Origin of the sequence: Actinoplanes sandaracinus, assembly GCF_030009775.1 — a bacterium.
In the GTDB taxonomy this organism is placed as follows: domain Bacteria; phylum Actinomycetota; class Actinomycetes; order Mycobacteriales; family Micromonosporaceae; genus Actinoplanes; species Actinoplanes sandaracinus.
Map to the genome: position 1 here is coordinate 1 of NZ_JASCTH010000017.1, position 16,954 is coordinate 16,954.

A 16,954-nucleotide genomic window follows, 5' to 3' on the forward strand; every position below is an offset into this window, starting at 1 on the left:
CGGCGGGTTCCTGCAGAAGAATCTGTGCCACGTCCATGCGGGAGGGGTCCTGTCCATGGGTCGGGTCTGCCACCGAGGGCGCCTCACCGGCGGTGACTGCGGTGAGGCGGAAAGCCGGTCCGCCGTTATGTGGGGCGTTCGGCATCGGATTGACGCTGCGGCGCCGTGCGGCGGTGTCACGCCGGCTGGGCGCGGCTCATGCGTGGTGAGCTGGCGGGGCTCTCGAGCTGGCGGCATCGGCGGCGTGCTGCGCCGGCCGGATTCGGGTCCGGTCCGCCACGGGAGCCCGCGTCGCGGTCACCGCGGTGGCGGGTTGACGTGAGCGGGTAGGGGCAACGGGCGCGGTATCGCGGGGTGCCGGCTGCTGGACAGCGGCCGTGGACATCTCGGCCTTACGGCCCGGGTCGGGACGCGCGACCGCGGGACTGTTGATACCGCTGATCAGGAGCAGGGCCAGCATGGCCGGCAACGAGCGGGCCAGCATGCTGAGCCGCCGGGTCGTCGCCATGGCAACCACGTTAACCAACCGGGCGGGCAACTACACCGCTCGATGTAGGTGGCCCACGTCATACCGGCCGGCCATGCTGACTACGGATTGGTGCCGTTAGGGCCCCGGCCCCGGGCAGCGTGTGACCGCAAGCAGCGACGCCCGCCCACTACCCGGCGGGGCGGTACTCGCAGCCGTGGGCGGGGTCGCGCGGCGCCGCCAAGGTCTACGCGACCGCCCGCCGCCCGGAGCTCATCGACATCCCCGGCGTCGAGGCGCTGCGGCTCGACATCACCGATCCGGAGTCGGTGGCCGCCGCGGCGCAGGCCGCCGGCGACGTCACGCTGCTCATCAACAACGCCGGCATCTCGACCGGCGCCGAACTGGTCACCGGCGACCTCGACCTGATCCGCCGCGAGATGGACACCCACTTCTGGGGCACCGTGCGAGGCGGCCCCGCGCCCAGGCTTCTCGCAAATCGAAAGGCCAGTGCGCCGCAGATCGAAACAGGCGCCGCCGCGAAACGAATGGCGATTGCTCGCGGACCGCAAGGCCACGGCGCGTAGTGTCGACCGCGTGAGCGCCTTCGAACCGCTTCCACGGCATGCGGAGCGCCTCATCGCGGCCGCGTTGGAGGACACCCGCGTCGTGCTGATCAGCGGGGCCCGCCAGTCCGGCAAGAGCACGCTCGTCCGGCTCCTCGCCGGGGACCGGGCAGCGGAGCGCCGTGACCTGGACCGGGAACAGGATCGAGCAGCGGCCCAGGCCGATCCGACCGGCTTCGTCGCTTTCGACGACCTCATGGTGATCGACGAGATTCAACGGGTCCCGGAGCTGTTGCCGGCGATGAAGGTCTCGGTCGACGAGGACCCGCGACCGGGCCGGTTCCTGCTGACCGGCTCCTCCAGTCTGTTCGGCCTGCGCGGCGCACCGGATGCGCTTCCCGGCCGGATGGAGACGGTGGAGCTGTGGCCGTTCTCGCAGGGAGAGATCGACGGTGCGCCGGACGGGTTCATCGATGCGGTCTTCGCCGAGGGCCCAGGCATTCGCCACGAATCCGCGGTGACCCGCGCGGAGTACGCGACCCGGATTGTCCGGGGAGGCCTTCCGGAGGCAGTGGCCCGTGAGGATGCCCGGCGCCGGGGCCGGTTCCTGGACAGCTACGTCCAGGCGCTGATCGACCGGGACGTGCGTGAGTTGTCGAGGATCGAGCAGGCGCCACAGCTGCGCACTCTGATTCGCCTGTTGGCGGCCCGGTCGGCGTCCACGATCGTGGCCGGGGCGCTGGAGTCCGAGCTCGGGTTGAGCCGTCCCACGATCGCCCGCTACATGCAGTTGCTCGAAGAGGTCTACCTGGTCAAACGCATCCCGGGCTGGTCGCGGAACCTCGGCAGCCGGGTCACCCGTGCTCCGAAACTGATCTTCGTCGACTCGGGCATCGCCGCTCAGCAACTCGCGGTCGACCCGCATGCGCTGCTACGCCCGGGGCAGCCGTTCGGCCCGCTGCTGGAAGGGTTCGTCGTCTCCGAGCTGGCCCGGCAGGCCGGCTGGTCGGAGCAGATGGTCGATCTGTACCACTACCGCGACCAGAACAAGGTCGAGGTGGACGTCATCCTGGAGAACCGGCAGCGGCAGGTCGTCGCTATCGAGGTCAAGGCCGCGTCCACGGTCCGCTCGGAGGACTTCTCCGGCCTGCGCAAGGTCGCCGCCCGGCTCGGTGACGACCTGGTCGCCGGCATCGTCCTCTATACCGGGACGAGCACCCTCGCTTTCGGTGGCCGCATGCGCGCCGTCCCGGTCAGCGCCCTCTGGGAGATGGGTTGACCTTGCCGTTGGGGGAAGGCCCAGCATTCCTGTCACCGGTCACGGTGACCGGGGACGAGGAGGAACGGTGCGGCACCTGCTGACGATCGGGGCCTTCGCGCGGGCGGTCCGGCTGTCGCCGAAGGCTCTGCGGCTCTACGACGAGTTGGGGCTGCTGCGCCCGGCCGCGGTCGACAGCGATTCGGGCTACCGGTTCTACGATCCGGAACAGCTCGAACAGGCCCGGCTGATCGCCTGGCTGCGCCGGCTGGACATGCCGCTGGCCCGGATCCGCCGGGTGTGCGAGCTGCCCGCGCCGGAGCAGGCCGTGGAGATCGCCGCCTACTGGGAGCGGGTGCTGGCGGAGACCGCCGACCGCGGCCGGCTGGCCGCCTTCCTCGTCGATCATCTCTCCGGAAGGGGAAGCGCGATGGGCGAGACCACCACACTGGGCATCCGGTACGCCGCACGATCCGAGGCGGGGCCGGTGCGGGAGACCAACGAGGACATCGCCTACGCGGGGCCGCGGCTGATCGCGGTCGCCGACGGGATCCGGGGGCCGGGCGGGGACCGGGCGAGTGCCGCGGCCGTCGACGCGCTCAAGCCGCTGGAGACGGTGACGGTGGCGGCCGGCGATCTGCTCGGTGCACTGGCCGAGGCGGTGCGCGACGCGGAACGGGCGGTCGGCGAGATCGCCGGGGAGACCAGCGGCGAGCCGGGCGGCTGGGCGGCCGGGGACGGGCCGGCCACCACGCTGACCGCGCTGTTCTGGTCGGGTTCCCGGCTGGCGCTCGCGCACATCGGCGACACCCGCGCCTACCGGCTGCGCGACGGCGAGTTGAGCCTGATCACCCACGACCACACCTATGTGCGGTCGCTGATCGAGCAGGGCAAACTCACCGAGGACGAGGCGGCCACCCACCCGCAGCGTTCGCTGCTGGTCAAAGCCTTGACGGGTACGGGCGACGCGAGCCCGGACCTGTCGCTGCACGAGGCGGCGGCCGGTGATCGTTACCTGCTCTGCTCCGACGGCCTGGCCGCGGCGGTCGGAGCGGACGAGCTGGTCACGGTGCTGGCCGGCCCGGGCGACCCGCGGCAGGCGCTTGACGAGCTGATCGCCCGGGCGTACGCCGCCGGCGCCGACGACAACGTCGCCGGAGTGGTCGCCGACGTGGTCCGCCTGGACCAGGCCGCCTGACGAGCGTGGGGAGTTCGAGTGCGCGCGTCGCACCCGAACTCCATCCACCGTCAGTCGAGTGACCCCACGCGGGCCTCGATCGCGGCCCGCAGGTCCGGGCCGGCGACGACCGTCCGGGCCTGTTCCAGCACCGGCGCCAGGAACAGGTCCGGGCCCGGCGTGCCGGCGAACGGTTCGACCGCCGCCACCGCGGCCTGCCCGGCCGGGGACGGGGTGAGCGGCGCCCGCAGCTGGATCCCGCGGACCGCCGACAGCAGCTCCACCGCGAGCAGGCTGGTCAGGTTGTCCAGGACGGTCCGCAGCTTCTTGGCCGCGGCCCAGCCCATCGACACGTGGTCCTCCTGCATGCCGCTGGTCGGCAGCGAGTCGACCGAGGCCGGCGACGCGAGCCGCCGGTTCTCCGCCACGATCCCGGCCGCCGTGTACTGGGCGATCATCAGGCCCGAGTTCACGCCGGCGTCCGGTGACAGGAACGGCGGCAGCTCCCGCGACCGGGTCACGTCGAGCAGCCGGTCCACCCGGCGTTCCGCGATGGCCCCGACCTCGGACGCGGCGATGGCCAGGTAATCGGCGGCGAACCCGAGCGGCGCCCCGTGGAAGTTGCCGGTCGACTCGACCCGGCCGTCCGGCAGCACCACCGGGTTGTCGACCACGGACACGAGTTCGCGCGACGACACCAGGCGGACGAAGTCGAGCGTGTCCCGGGCGGCGCCGGCGACCTGGGGGGCGCAGCGCATCGAGTACGCGTCCTGCACCGCGTGCGCCAGGTCGTCCCGGTGCGAGTCCATGATCGCCGAGTTCTGCAGCAGCCGGTGGATGTTCGCCGCCGAGGCCGCCTGCCCCGGATGCGGCCGGATGCTGTGCAGTTCCGGCAGGAACGGCCGCTCCGAGCCGAGCATCGCCTCGATCGCCAGCGCCGCGGTCACGTCGGCCATGGCGAACAGGTGCGCGGCGTCGGCGATCGCCAGCAGCAGCATGCCGAGCATGCCGTCGGTGCCGTTGATCAGGGCCAGCCCCTCCTTGGCGGCCAGTTCGAGAGGTCGCAGCCCGGCGCCGCGCAGCGCCTCGGCCCCGGCGATCCGGGAGCCGTCCTTGCCCAGCACCCAGCCCTCGCCGAGCAGCACGATCGCGCAGTGCGCGAGCGGGGCGAGGTCACCGGAGGCGCCCAGCGAGCCGTGTTCCGGCACCCACGGCGTGATGTCGTGGTTGAGCAGGTCGACGAGGCCCTGGGCGAGGACCGGCCGGACCCCGGAGCGGCCCAGCGCCAGCGAGCGCACCCGCAGCAGCATCATCGCCCGGACCACCTCCCGCGGCATCGGCGCGCCGATGCCGGCGGCGTGCGAGCGGATCAGTGCGTGTTGAAGTTCGGCCCGGCGCGACGGCTGGATCGAGGTGTTGGCGAGCGCCCCGAAGCCGGTGGAGACACCGTAGACGGGACGGCCGGACGCCTCGATGCCGTCGACGATGGCCCGGCTGGTGGCCATCGCGGCGACGGCCTCGGGAGAGATCTCGACGCGGGCGTCGGTGCGCGCCACGGCGAGGACATCGGCGGGGGAGACCCCGGTGGACTGAACGGTGACGATCATGATGGCAGGCCTTCGGTCCGGTCAGGGGTGGTGGCGAGGTGGTGGGACGGGACTCCGCCGTGCAGCACGCGGCGGATCAGGGGCACACCCGGCCGGTAGGCCAGATGCAGGTGGGAAGGCGCGTCGAGGACGATCAGATCGGCGCGTGCGCCGACCGCGATCCGGCCGATGTCGTCGCGCCGCAGCGCGTGCGCGCCGCCGGCGGTCGCCGCCCACAGCGCCTCGGCCGGGGTCATCCCCATCTCGCGGACGGCGAGGGCGATGCAGAACGGCATGGACGAGGTGTACGAAGACCCGGGGTTGCAGTCGGTCGCCAGCGCCACGGTGATGTTCGCGTCGAGCAGCCGCCGGGCGTCCGGATAGGGCGATCGTGTGGAGAACTCCGCGCCCGGTAGCAGCGTGGCCACGGTCGAGGAGTGGCCGCCGTCGGCGCACATGCAGTCGAGCCGGGTGGAGGCGAGGGCGTCGATGTCGGCGTCGTCCAGATGGGTGCAGTGGTCGACGCTGGCCGCGCCCATCTCGACGGCCAGCCGCACGCCGGGGCCGGGGCCGAGCTGGTTGCCGTGCACCCGCAGGCCGAGCCCGGCGGCCTGGCCCGCCGCCAGGATGGTGCGGGCCTGGTCGGCGTCGAAGGCGCCGCGTTCGCAGAACACGTCGATCCACCGGGCGTGCGGGCGGGCGGCGGCCAGCATCGGCCCGCACACCAGGGAGACGTATGCCCACGGGTCGTCGGAGTACTCGGCGGGCACCACGTGCGCGCCGAGGAAGGTGGTCTCGCTGGTCAGTTCGGCGGCGATCCGCAGCGACCGGGCCTCGTCCGCGACGTTCAGCCCGTACCCACTCTTGATCTCGATCGTCGTGGTGCCCTGGCTGCGGGCCTCGGTGACCAGCCGGGTCGCCGAGCGTCGCAGCTCGTCGTCGCTCGCCGCGCGGGTGGCACCGACCGTGGTGCGGATGCCGCCGCCGGTGTAGGGCTCGCCGGCCATCCGGGCCGCGAACTCGGCCGCCCGGTCCCCGGCGAAGACGAGGTGGGCGTGACTGTCGACGAAGCCGGGCAGCACCGCGGCGCCGTCGGCGTCGATCCGCGCGTCGGCGGCCGGGGCGTCCGACGCGGCGCCGACCCAGGCGATCCGGTCCCCGTCGACGACCACGGCGGCGTCCTGGACGATGCCGAGCCGGCCCTTGCCGAAGCCGGCGTCATTGGTGACGAGCTCGCCGATGTTGGTGATCACCATGCTCATGCCGCCGCCTCCGCTTCGTTCCGGCGTCGCCAGGAGTTCGAACCGGGGCTGGATGATCCGCTCGCGAGCTCACTCATGACAGGACCTTCGCCAGTTCGCGGGGGACGTCGACCAGCGTGTGTCGGCCGTCGGCGACGATCCGCCGGCCCCCGGAGATGACGTGCGTGACGTCGGCGCCGGTGGCCGCGAAGATCGCCTGGTCAGGGCGGGAGCCCACGGTCCGTACGCTCTCCAGCGAGACCGCCACCAGGTCGGCCCGTTTGCCGGGCGCGATGACGCCGGCGTCGGCCCAGCCCAGAGCCGCGTGGTTGGCCGCCGCCGTGATCAGCTCGCCGGCCGAGAAGTGGCCGCGGCTCTCGGTGGCCAGCCGCTCGTCCATCTCCATGCCGCGGATCTCCTCGAACGGGTCGATCACCGCGTTGCTGTCGCTGCCGAGGCTGAGCGGCACACAGTCGTCGGCGAGCCGCCGGGCCGGACCGAGGCCGTCGGCGAGGTCGCGTTCGGTGGTGGGGCAGAGGCAGACTCCGGTGCCGCTGTCACCGAGCAGCTTGACGTCACCGTCGGTGAGGTGGGTGGCGTGCACCGCGGTGGTGCCGGGGCCCAGAACGCCGTGCCGGTCCAGCAGTTCGGTGGGTGTGCAGCCGTGTACCGCCCGGCACTGTTCGTTCTCGGCCCGCTGCTCGGAGAGGTGCACGTGCAGCGGGGCACGGCCGGCCAGCAGGGCGAGCTGGGCGGCGGGCACCGCGCGTACCGAGTGGATCGCCGCGCCGACCAGGGCGTGCCGGCCGACGCTGAGCGCGGCCACCCGCTGCGCCCAGCTCTCCGCGTCGCCGTCGCCGAAACGTTCCTGCACGCCCCGCAGCGGCGTGCCGTCGACGTGCGCGGTCAGGTAGAGGGTGTCCAGCAGGGTGATCCGGATGCCGGCCTCGTCGGCGGCCTGGATCAGGGCGGCGCCCATCGCGTTCGGGTCGGCGTACCGGACCCCGCCGGGCGCGTGATGCAGGTAGTGGAACTCGCCGACGCAAGTGATGCCGGCCAGCGCCATCTCGGCGTAGACGGCCCGGGCCAGAGCCAGGTATCCGTCCGGGTCGAGGGTCGCGGCGGCCGCGTACATCTGCTCCCGCCAGGTCCAGAAGCTGCCCCGGCCGGAGTGGGTCCGGCCGCGCAGCACCCGGTGGAAGGCGTGCGAGTGCGCGTTCGCCAGCCCCGGCAGCACCAGGCCGGGCAGGGATTCGCCGGCCGGTTCCGCGTCCGGTGTGACCGAGGCGAACCGGCCGTCCGCGATCTCGATCCGCACGTTCCGCCGCACCCGGCCGTCCACCCAGGCGTGCTCCGCGAAGAACCTCACGTCAGCTCCTCCAGGACCGTGGCCAGGGCTTCGATGCCGGCCTCGCAGTCGTCGTCGGAGGCGTGCTCGGCGGGGGAGTGCGACACGCCCGTCGGGTTGCGGACGAACAGCATCGCGGTCGGCACGTGCGCGGAGAGCACCCCGGCGTCGTGCCCGGCCCCGGTCGGCAGGATCGGCGCGTCCTTCAGCAGAGCGGAGAGCCGTTCGGCCAGCGCGGTGTCGAAGGCGACCTCTCCGCTCACCGACTCGGCGGTCATGGCCAGGGTGGTGCCGTCGCGGGCGGCCCGCTCGGTCGCCTTCTCCACCACCGAGCCGACGAGCCGGTCGAGGGTGGCCGTGTCGGCGGCGCGGGCGTCGAGCCAGCCGCGGACCAGCGACGGGATGGCGTTGGTGGCGTTCGGCTCGACCTGCACCCGGCCCATCGTGGCGTGCGCGCCGGCCAGCCTCGCCTCCTGATCGGCGGTGAGGACGGTGTGGGCGAACGTCAGCATCGGGTCGTGACGGTCGGTCATCCGGGTGGTCCCGGCGTGGTCGCCGATGCCCGTGAAGTCCATCCGCCAGCGGCCGTGCGGCCAGATCGCGCTCGCCACCCCGACCGGCGTCTCCAGGGCTCTGCCCTGCTCGATGTGCAGCTCCACCACCGCGGCGATCTGCCCGATCTCTTTCCGGGCTCCCGCCGGGCGGGCGCCCAGCGCCGCACCGAAGGAGATCCCGTCGCGGTCGGTCAACGCCGCGGCCCGGTCCGGGTCGATGACGCCGGTGAGAAGACGAGAGCCCAAGCACGGTACGCCGAAACGCCCGCCCTCCTCCTCGACGAACGCCGCGATCCCGATCCTCCGGTCCCGGGGCACCCGGTCCACGGCGAGGAACGCGCTCACGATTCCCAGCGGTCCGTCATAGCCGCCGCCGTGCGGGACCGAGTCGAAGTGCGACCCGGTCAGCACGGTCCCCGGCGCCCACGGCTCACCCCGCCACGCGAAAAGGTTGCCGTTGCCGTCGTCGGTGACCGTCATGTCCCGCAGCGCGGCCTGCGCCCGGAACCAGTCACGCAGCGTCAGCTCCGGCTCGGTCAGCGCGAACCGCAGATAGCCGCCGCTGCCGGCCCGCCCGATGGGTGCGATCTCGGCCCAGAGCTTCGCGAACTCGCTCATGGCCGCATCGGGATGTTGACGTCGTTCGCGGACCGCGACTCGTAGCCCGCGTCGACGTGCCGCAGCACCCCCATCGCCGGGTCGTTGGTCAGCACCCGCTCGATCTTCTGCCCGGCCAGCGCCGTCCCGTCGGCCACGCACACCTGCCCGGCGTGAATGCTCCGGCCGATACCGACGCCGCCACCGTGGTGGATCGACACCCAGCTCGCCCCGGACGCCGTGTTGACCAGCGCGTTCAGCAGCGGCCAGTCGGCGATCGCGTCGGAGCCGTCGAGCATCGCCTCGGTCTCCCGGTACGGCGACGCCACCGACCCGGAGTCCAGGTGGTCCCGGCCGATCACCAGCGGCGCGGACACCTCGCCGCGCGCCACCATGTCGTTGAACCGCACGCCCGCGACGTCCCGCTCGCCGTGGCCGAGCCAGCAGATCCGGGCCGGCAGCCCCTGGAAGGCGACTCGCTCGGAGGCCATCCGCATCCAGCGGGCCAGCGGCTCGTTGTCCGGGAACAGGTCGAGGACGGCGCGGTCGGTGGCGGCGATGTCGGCCGGATCGCCGGAGAGCGCGGCCCACCGGAACGGCCCCTTGCCCTCGGCGAACAACGGCCGGATGTACGCCGGGACGAACCCGGGGAAGTCGAAGGCCCGCTCGTAGCCGGCCAGTTTCGCCTCGCCGCGGATCGAGTTGCCGTAGTCGAACACCTCGGCGCCCGCGTCCAGGAAACCGACCATGGCCTCGACCTGCTTCGCCATGCTCGCCCGGGACCGGTCGGTGAACTCCTCCGGCTTGGTCCGCGCGTACTCCGCCGCGTCGTTCAGGTCGACACCGGCCGGCACGTAGCTCAGCGGATCGTGGGCGCTGGTCTGGTCGGTGACGATGTCGATCGCGACGCCCTTGTTCAACAGGGCGGGGAAGACCTCCGCCGCGTTGCCGACGACGCCGACACTCAGCGCGCGGCGCTCGGCCTTCGCCGTCAGCGCGACCTCGACCGCCTCGTCCAGGCTGTCGGCGATCACGTCCAGGTAGCGGGTGTCGACGCGGCGCTGCAGCCGGGTGCGGTCCACGTCGACGATCAGGCAGACGCCGCCGTTCATGGTCACCGCGAGCGGCTGCGCCCCGCCCATGCCGCCGCAGCCGCCGGTCAGCGTCAGCGTCCCGGCCAGATCGGCGCCGAACTTCTTGGTCGCGACGGCCGCGAACGTCTCGTAGGTGCCCTGCAGGATGCCCTGCGTCCCGATGTAGATCCAGGAGCCGGCGGTCATCTGGCCGTACATGGTCAGGCCCAGCTGCTCCAGCCGGCGGAACTCCGGCCAGGTCGCCCAGTCGCCGACGAGGTTCGAGTTCGCGATCAGCACCCGCGGCGCCCACTCGTGGGTGCGCAGCACACCGACCGGCTTGCCGGACTGCACGAGCAGGGTCTCGTCGTCCTTCAGCTCGTCCAGCTCACGCACGATCGCGTGGAACGAGGGCCAGTCCCGGGCGGCCCGGCCGGTGCCGCCGTAGACCACGAGATCCTGCGGTCTCTCGGCCACGTCCGGGTCGAGGTTGTTCATCAGCATGCGCTTGGCGGCCTCTTGCGGCCACCCCTTCGCGGTGTACGCCGTACCACGCGGCGCCCGGATCTCCGGCATCTCGTCTCCTCCTCCCCACCGGCTTCACACCGGTGGCGTCTCAGCCAGGAACCAGTTCGTCTAAGCCAGGAAAATGTGCCTGCGGGCGGCCGTCGCCTCGAACTCCTCCAGGCGGCGCTGCACCGGCTCGGGGGCCGCGTCGCACATCGCCTGCAGCAACACCATGGCCATCAGCATCGGGCCGGTGTGCAGGTCGAAGACGAGTTGAGTGCCCACCGCGGCGGGCAGCACCACGTCGGCGTGCTCGGCCACCGGGCTGACCGCTGAGTCAGTGATCACGACCACCGACAGGCCGGCCGCCTTCGCCTCGCGGACGGCCTCCACCGACTCGCGCGGATAGCGGGGGAGCACGATGGCCAGCATCGCACCGGCGCCGTCCGCATGGGCCTGATCGAGCCGGTCCAGCAGGCTGGTGCCCCCGCCGTCGAGCACCCGCACGCCCGGGAACGCCTTCGCCGCGAAATAGCCGAAGTACGCCGCCAGCGGCGCCGCGGCCCGCAGGCCCAGGATCGGCAGGGGACGGCTCTTGATCAGCAGGGCGGCCGCCCGGCGTACATCATCGAGGTCGTGCAGTTGATCTCCGAGCCGGCGCAGGTGCTCGGTCTCCGCATGCACCGCACGCTGCATCGCGTTCTGCTCGGCCGGCTCGTCGGGCTCGCCGGAGGTGAGCGCGCGCAGCTCGCGCCGCAGCGCCGGATAACCGGAGTAGCCCAGCGCCATCGCGAACCGGGTCACCGACGGTTGGCTGACCCCGGCCAGCTCGGCCACCTCGGCGGCGGACAGATAGGCCGCTTTCGCCGCGTGCTCGACCAGGCTGTGCGCGATCCGCCGCTGGGTCGGCGTGAGGCGCGCGCCCTGGAAGAGATCCAGCACGCGGCCGGCCGTCTTGACCGCTCCGTCATTCACTCCAGCAGCTTATGCATAAAATCTTTCAGAAAGCCAGACATGGACGTACTCCATCCAACGACCCCGCCCGGCCCGGGGCATGCCGAAAGCCGGACCGGCGACGGCCGGCCCGAACGTGAGGGGAACCGGCTACCGGCCGGGCAGCTCGCGGGCGACGACATGATGGGACACGGTCGTCTCGCGATCGATCAGGAAATCGTCGTCCTCGGGATAGAACACCGCACGCCCGATGTCGTCACCGGCGAACCCGCGGATCACCTCCAGCGACTCCCACCAGCTCACCGTGGTCACCTCGGTGCGGCCGTCACCCAGGTCCCGCGTCCACATCTGGGCGCCCCGATTGCCCGGCGTCCCCCGGTAACCGGCCAGCCCGGTCCGCTCGATGTACGCCACGTACTCCGCGGCCCGGTCCGTCGCGACCCAGCCTCGCCACATCCGCGCGATCATGCCGCCAGCCTATGACCGGCCACAGCAGAACAGGGCTGTGGCAGTCTTGCGGACATGCGGATCGCGGCACTCCACACGTACCCGGTCAAGGGTTGCCACCGCCTTGACCACGACGAGGCGCAAGTCGAGCCGTGGGGCCTGGCCGGCGACCGGCGCTGGATGATCGTCGATCCCGACGGCGTCGGCATCACCCAGCGCGAGGAAGCCCGCCTCACCCAGCTGACCGCCCGCCCCCGGCCGGCGGACTGCGGCTCGTCGCGCCCGGCATGTCCGAAACAGATCTCCCGGAACCGGTCGACGGCGCCAAGATCCAGGTGCGGGTCTTCCGCTCCAAGCCTCCCGTCCCGGCCCGCATCGCCGACACCGCCTGGGTCTCCGCGTTCCTCGGCCGCGACGCCCACCTGGTCTGGCAGGCCGACCCCACCACCCGCGCCATCGCCGGACCCGCCCTGCCCGGCGACCGCGTCAGCCTCGCCGACGGCTACCCGGTCCTGCTCGCCAACACCGCCTCGCTCGACGCCGTCAACGACTGGCTGGCCGAAGCCGGCGACGACCCCGTGCCGATCCACCGATTCCGCCCCAACCTCGTCGTCGACGGCGCGCCCGCCTGGGCCGAGGACGGCTGGCTCGGCCACCGCCTGCGCATCGGCGACGTCATCTTCCGGGTCGCCAAACCCTGCGGCCGCTGCCGGGTCACCACCATCGACCAGGAGACCGGAGAAGCCGGCCGGCAGCCACTGCACGTGCTCGGCCGCCACCGCCGCTTCGACGACGGCCTCCACTTCGCGGTCAACCTGGTCCCCGACCTCGACGCCGGCCGGACCGGCGTGGTGCGTGCCGGCGACGCGCTCACCGTCCTCGACTGATGCCGGACATGCGGTGCCGTCCCGCCGATCGTCCCGTTCGTGATCGTCGCGACATTGTGGACCGTCGCCACCCCCGCGACGGCCCAGCCGTCACCGGCACGGGTGACCGACCCTTAGGAGAGTCTTAGAAGATTTGCCCCCACCTGCCGCGACGAGCAGGATGCCAGGTCGTGAGCGCTCAACGATCCCGGTTCAACGTCCGCTGGCTCGCCGCGGGCGGCGCCGCCGTCCTCGCCGGCATCATCGGCGTCTCCATGCTCCTGCTGAACGGCGGATCAGCCTGCGCCGCCCCGCCGGGCACCACTTTCAGCAACGGCAAGGCCACCTTCTACGACCTCGCCGGCACCTCCGGCAACTGCTCCCTGGAAGTGCCCGCCGACGACCTCTACGTCGCCCTCGGTCCCTCCCAGTACTCCAAGGGCGCCTCCTGCGGCGCCTACCTCGACGTCACCGGCCCCAAGGGCCAGGTCCGCGTCAAAGTCTTCGACTCCTGCCCCGAATGCCCCGCCGGCCACCTCGACCTGAGCCGCACCGCGTTCAAGAAGATCGGCACCGAGATCGACGGCATCATCCCCATCAAGTACAAGCTGGTGACGAACCCCTCCACCCCCGCACCCATCACCGTGCGGATCAAGGAGGGCGCCTCCCAGTACTGGTTCGCCGCCCGCATCGACAACCACGCGAACCTGCTCTCCTCGGTCAAGGTCGCCAGCGGCAACGGCAGCTTCAAGACCGCCCACCGCACCGACTTCAACTACTGGCTCATCGACGCCGGCGCCGGCCCCGGCCCCTACAAGATGCAGATCACCGATGTGTACGGGAACACGGCCACCCTCACCGACGTGAAGATGTCTCCCGGCACCGTCCAGAAGACCGGCGTCCGCATCACCGGCGGATCCACGGCCGTCACCTCGAAGACCACCGCCCCCACGGCGAAGGCCACCACCTCGGCCCCCGCCATCACGTCGAAGCCCGCCACGCCGTCAGCGTCGGCGACCTCGGCCGCACCCACGCTGGAATCCGCCTCCACGGCGCCCAGCGCCGCCCCGGCCGAGACCACCCCCGAACAGCAGCCGCTGATCGACCTGGCCGCCGCCCAACCCGCCCCCGCGCCCGCCTCCTGCTGACCACCTGAAACGCGGACGTCCCTCCGCCGGCCCGGCGGGCGGACGTCCGCGTTCCGCGCGGCGGCCAGCCACCGAACCGTCACGACAGCGCCGAAGACCCGCCGCCGCAGCCGCGATCGTGCGCCCTGCGCTGATCCCACCGCCGTGCGCCTGCCGGGCGTGGCACTCGACCTTGACGAGCGGGCCGGCCGCAAGTCCGGGAAACCTGTCGAGGCTGGTCAAGGGGTGCGGCCGGCGGCGAGGAACTGCGCCCAGTCGGCGGCGGCGTCGGCCAGCTGCCGCAGGTGGGGTGCCGGCGACTGGCGGGCTCGCTCAGCCCCTCGGATGGCGCACGCACTCGCGAAGGAGCTGACGGCGTCGGCGGGGAATGGCTCGCCGTGATGGAGCAGCGGATCGCCGACCAGCGCGCCGCACCGGCGCGTAAGCCGGGTGCCGTGGTGTTCGCTGCTGGGCCCCTTGATAGGACCCACGGGTGATCATCGGACGGTTCAAGCGCCCTGGTCGGTGGTTCGTTCCGGAGCGGGCAGCAGGACCGTGGAGAGCAGGCGCCGCGTGCGCCCAGGGGCCGGCCCGGCCGCCAGGTACGGACGGACCGCGGCCTGAACAGCGGCGATGACGCCGAGCAACTCCTCGTCGGTCGCGTAGAACCCTGCCTGGCGGTATCCGACGAGGTCGCGTGCGAGGTCCGGGGCGCCGCCGTCGAGGTAACGGTCGAAGTCGGCCAGTAGGGCGGCGACGAAGGCGGTGAAAGCGGCCCGGTGGTCCTGCGGCGACATCGCTACCAGTTCCGCCTCGGACACCGTGGCGCGGTCGACGTGGAGCCGGAAGGTTCGTTCCACGGTGCCGCGCACCTTCCGCTGCGCCGTCACCGTCAGGACGCCGCCGTCGACGAGTGCTCCGACGTGCCGATACAGCGTGGCCGGCGGCACATCGGAGAGCTCGATACGCAGGTCTGCGGTGGTGAGGCGGCGATCGCCGAGGAATGCCTGAACGATGCGCAGCCGCACGGGGTGCAGCAGGAGTTCTGCGCTGTTGGCGGTCATCGTCACCTCCGATGACAAACAGTATCACGAGTGATAACGTTATCGAATCTGATAACAATGAGGGGGAGTGCTCATCATGACCGCCGTCCATCTCCTTGCCGATCACGTGCAGGTGCGTCTGAGTCTCGCTGAGAAGATCGGCGGACTGTGCGGAGACTTCGACATCCCCCGCGCGGCCGTTCGTGCGGCCGACGTGGTGCCCCACGCTCTGTCGGCCACGGCCGGCCTGCGCGCACCGGGGCTGGCGATCCCAGGTCGCTTCAAGGTCGGTACGTGGCGCGGCCGCAATGCGCGGCGTTTCGTGGCCGTCCGCCGCGACCGCCCCGCCCTGCGGCTGACCCTGCACGGGCACCGCTACGACACGGTGCTGGTGTCCACTCCGGACGCCGCCGCGCTCGCCGCCGCCCTGTGCCCCGCCGGAACCAGGCCGACGGCGCCGTGACCGATCGCAGCCTGACGTTCGCCTCTGGCCCGCACCGCCTGGTCGGCACCGTCACCCGGCCTCTCCGTGACGGCGCCGTACCGGCGGTGCTCATCGTCGGCGGCAGTGGTCCGCTGGACCGCGACGGCAACCACAAGCGGGCGCGCCTGGACATCTCGCGGCAGATCGCGACCGCGCTGCGCGATGCCGGCCTCGCCAGCCTGCGCTATGACAAGCGGGGAGTCGGCGACAGCGACGGCTCATTCCTCGCCACCGGCATGCACGACAACGCCGACGATGTCCGTGCCGCCCTCACTGCCCTGCGTGAACAGCCGGGTACCGACCTCGACCGGGTGTTCCTCCTCGGCCACAGTGAGGGCGCCATTCTCGCCACCGCCGTGCTGGCCAGCGGCAGCTCCGCAGCCGGAGCGATCCTGCTCTCGCCCACTGCCCGGCCGGGCAGTGGCGTATTGCGCTGGCAGGCCGAGAAGGTCGCCGCCGACCTGCCCACGCCGGTCAGGACCTTGTTGCGGCTGTTCAGGGTGGATCTCACCGCCAAAATCGCCCGTAACCACGCCCGCCTCATGGCCACCACCGAGGACGTGGCGCGACTCGGCGGCGTGCGGGTGAACGCCCGCTGGTTCCGCGAGTTCATGACGTACGACCCCACCGGCGATCTGACACGCCTCACCATCCCCACGCTCGCCGTCGCCGGCGGCAAGGACCTGCAGGCGCCGCCGCAAGATCTCCATACCATCGCGGCGCTGCTCGGCGACCGGGTCGAAACGCTGCTCATCGACGACCTCAGCCACATCCTGCGCAGCCAACCCGCCACCCCGACCATGCGCACCTACCGTCGCGACCTCACCCGTCCGGTGGACCGGCGCGTACTCACCGCCGTCATCGACTGGATCCACCGGCACTGAGCACAAGCGACCGGCGGACACCGCTCCGACCGGGTACTGCGCCGCCCCACCCCGCCACGCGTCCACCAGCCGCAGGGCGGACGGCCGTCCCAACAACGGGGCAGAGGTCATCTTCGCCGACCCCAGCGGCTCACCCCAGCCCGCGTGCGGCGGGGGTTTCGAAACCTGCGCGCGACCAGCGCGCCTCGCCAGCCCGTGCACCGAAACCGGCTCGGCCCGCCACCCGTTACGCCGTGGGACACATGCCGGTCACCGGCCAGGCGCACCAGCGACCCGCCCACCACCAGAAGGGCGCCAAGCCTCGCCGCACCGCTTGAAGCACAAGTTCAGGTGCCGGAGAGATTGCGGCCTATCGAATCGGCTATCCCGACGGGTACGTGGACTGTCTGACGGTGGGCGGCCGCACGCCCCGACGTAGAGCTGAGGACCGATTCCCCTACCTATCCCCTAAGACGCTTCAGGCCCGGTCGTGAGACCGGGCCTGACCTGAGTCGGAGTAGGTCATCCGATGGTGCGGAAGAGGGGACTTGAACCCCCACGCCCTCTCGGGCACGGGTACCTAAAACCCGCGCGTATGCCATTTCGCCACTTCCGCCCGATTTGCCCACAGGCAATCCGTTGGCAGAAGTCTAGACGGTCCGATCGGTTTGTGGCGTCTCGGCCGTCGCCGATCCGACCGACCGGTATTCCATGCGACGATGGCTGATGCGTCCGGGCGGCGAGAGCCGACAGCGAGCACGGCGGCCGCCTTGCGGGTTGGTTACCGCATGACGACC

General features: G+C 72.0%; 15 protein-coding genes, 1 tRNA gene and 2 pseudogenes. 8 read left to right on the plus strand and 10 right to left on the minus strand.

Features of this window, described 5'->3' with window-relative positions; genetic code table 11:
• The first annotated feature begins 795 nt into the window (after positions 1–795).
• The 3 genes from QLQ12_RS47105 to QLQ12_RS24840 all read left to right on the plus strand — a co-directional run bounded on the left by QLQ12_RS47105 (position 796) and on the right by QLQ12_RS24840 (position 3,488).
• Positions 796–1,053, plus strand: a complete 258-nt coding sequence (locus tag QLQ12_RS47105; protein ID WP_407651554.1) for a hypothetical protein — start codon at positions 796–798, stop codon at positions 1,051–1,053.
• Between the two features lie 10 nt (positions 1,054–1,063).
• Positions 1,064–2,311, plus strand: a complete 1,248-nt coding sequence (locus QLQ12_RS24835) for an ATP-binding protein (protein WP_282762851.1) — start codon at positions 1,064–1,066, stop codon at positions 2,309–2,311.
• A gap of 67 nt (positions 2,312–2,378) precedes the next feature.
• The gene (locus QLQ12_RS24840; protein WP_282762853.1) at positions 2,379–3,488 is read left to right on the plus strand and encodes a MerR family transcriptional regulator; all 1,110 of its coding nucleotides are present in this window, start codon (positions 2,379–2,381) and stop codon (positions 3,486–3,488) included.
• A gap of 50 nt (positions 3,489–3,538) precedes the next feature.
• On the opposite strand, the gene hutH is transcribed toward QLQ12_RS24840, so the two are convergent.
• The 7 genes from hutH to QLQ12_RS24875 form a co-directional block, all read right to left on the minus strand.
• The gene (gene hutH, locus QLQ12_RS24845; protein WP_407651556.1) at positions 3,539–5,074 is read right to left on the minus strand and encodes a histidine ammonia-lyase; all 1,536 of its coding nucleotides are present in this window, start codon (positions 5,072–5,074) and stop codon (positions 3,539–3,541) included.
• Positions 5,071–6,315, minus strand: coding sequence for an imidazolonepropionase (gene hutI / locus QLQ12_RS24850; protein ID WP_282762854.1), 1,245 nt, complete (start codon positions 6,313–6,315; stop codon positions 5,071–5,073). The genes hutH and hutI overlap by 4 nt, the downstream gene beginning before the upstream one ends.
• A gap of 73 nt (positions 6,316–6,388) precedes the next feature.
• Positions 6,389–7,663, minus strand: a complete 1,275-nt coding sequence (locus tag QLQ12_RS24855; RefSeq protein ID WP_282762855.1) for a formimidoylglutamate deiminase — start codon at positions 7,661–7,663, stop codon at positions 6,389–6,391.
• The gene (locus QLQ12_RS24860) at positions 7,660–8,814 is read right to left on the minus strand and encodes an allantoate amidohydrolase (protein ID WP_282762856.1); all 1,155 of its coding nucleotides are present in this window, start codon (positions 8,812–8,814) and stop codon (positions 7,660–7,662) included. Before QLQ12_RS24860 ends, QLQ12_RS24855 begins: the two co-directional genes overlap by 4 nt.
• Positions 8,811–10,442: a urocanate hydratase gene (gene hutU / locus QLQ12_RS24865; protein ID WP_282762857.1), complete on the minus strand. Its 1,632-nt coding sequence runs from the start codon at positions 10,440–10,442 to the stop codon at positions 8,811–8,813. Before hutU ends, QLQ12_RS24860 begins: the two co-directional genes overlap by 4 nt.
• Before the next feature lie 60 nt (positions 10,443–10,502).
• Positions 10,503–11,348: a MurR/RpiR family transcriptional regulator gene (locus QLQ12_RS24870; protein ID WP_282762859.1), complete on the minus strand. Its 846-nt coding sequence runs from the start codon at positions 11,346–11,348 to the stop codon at positions 10,503–10,505.
• 129 nt (positions 11,349–11,477) lie between these two features.
• A complete protein-coding gene (locus tag QLQ12_RS24875; protein ID WP_282762860.1) occupies positions 11,478–11,795 on the minus strand; it encodes an antibiotic biosynthesis monooxygenase family protein in 318 nt (105 codons plus the stop codon).
• A 54-nt stretch (positions 11,796–11,849) separates the two neighbouring features.
• Between QLQ12_RS24875 and QLQ12_RS24880 the strand changes: the two are divergent.
• Together QLQ12_RS24880 and QLQ12_RS24885 are read left to right on the plus strand one after the other, a co-directional pair.
• Positions 11,850–12,661, plus strand: a pseudogene (locus tag QLQ12_RS24880) (MOSC domain-containing protein).
• A gap of 170 nt (positions 12,662–12,831) precedes the next feature.
• Positions 12,832–13,788, plus strand: a complete 957-nt coding sequence (locus QLQ12_RS24885) for an expansin EXLX1 family cellulose-binding protein (RefSeq protein ID WP_282762861.1) — start codon at positions 12,832–12,834, stop codon at positions 13,786–13,788.
• Between the two features lie 218 nt (positions 13,789–14,006).
• Here the strand turns inward: QLQ12_RS24885 and QLQ12_RS24890 are convergent, their stop codons facing one another.
• Complete coding sequence (locus tag QLQ12_RS24890) at positions 14,007–14,258, minus strand: hypothetical protein (RefSeq protein ID WP_282762862.1); 252 nt, start codon at positions 14,256–14,258, stop codon at positions 14,007–14,009.
• Between the two features lie 18 nt (positions 14,259–14,276).
• Positions 14,277–14,831, minus strand: coding sequence for a helix-turn-helix domain-containing protein (locus QLQ12_RS24895; RefSeq protein ID WP_282762863.1), 555 nt, complete (start codon positions 14,829–14,831; stop codon positions 14,277–14,279).
• Between the two features lie 76 nt (positions 14,832–14,907).
• Here QLQ12_RS24895 and QLQ12_RS24900 point away from each other — a divergent pair, with 76 nt between their 5' ends.
• The 3 genes and pseudogenes from QLQ12_RS24900 to QLQ12_RS24910 all read left to right on the plus strand — a co-directional run.
• Positions 14,908–15,273: a hypothetical protein gene (locus tag QLQ12_RS24900; RefSeq protein WP_282762864.1), complete on the plus strand. Its 366-nt coding sequence runs from the start codon at positions 14,908–14,910 to the stop codon at positions 15,271–15,273.
• Entirely contained in the window at positions 15,270–16,178 is a 909-nt protein-coding gene (locus tag QLQ12_RS24905) for an alpha/beta hydrolase (protein ID WP_282762865.1), read from the plus strand. Before QLQ12_RS24900 ends, QLQ12_RS24905 begins: the two co-directional genes overlap by 4 nt.
• Before the next feature lie 120 nt (positions 16,179–16,298).
• Positions 16,299–16,495: pseudogene (locus tag QLQ12_RS24910) on the plus strand (NF041680 family putative transposase); the annotation flags it as partial.
• A gap of 192 nt (positions 16,496–16,687) precedes the next feature.
• On the opposite strand, the gene QLQ12_RS24915 reads toward QLQ12_RS24910, so the two are convergent.
• Positions 16,688–16,773: transfer RNA gene (locus tag QLQ12_RS24915), tRNA-Leu, on the minus strand.
• Between the last annotated feature and the right edge of the window lie 181 nt (positions 16,774–16,954).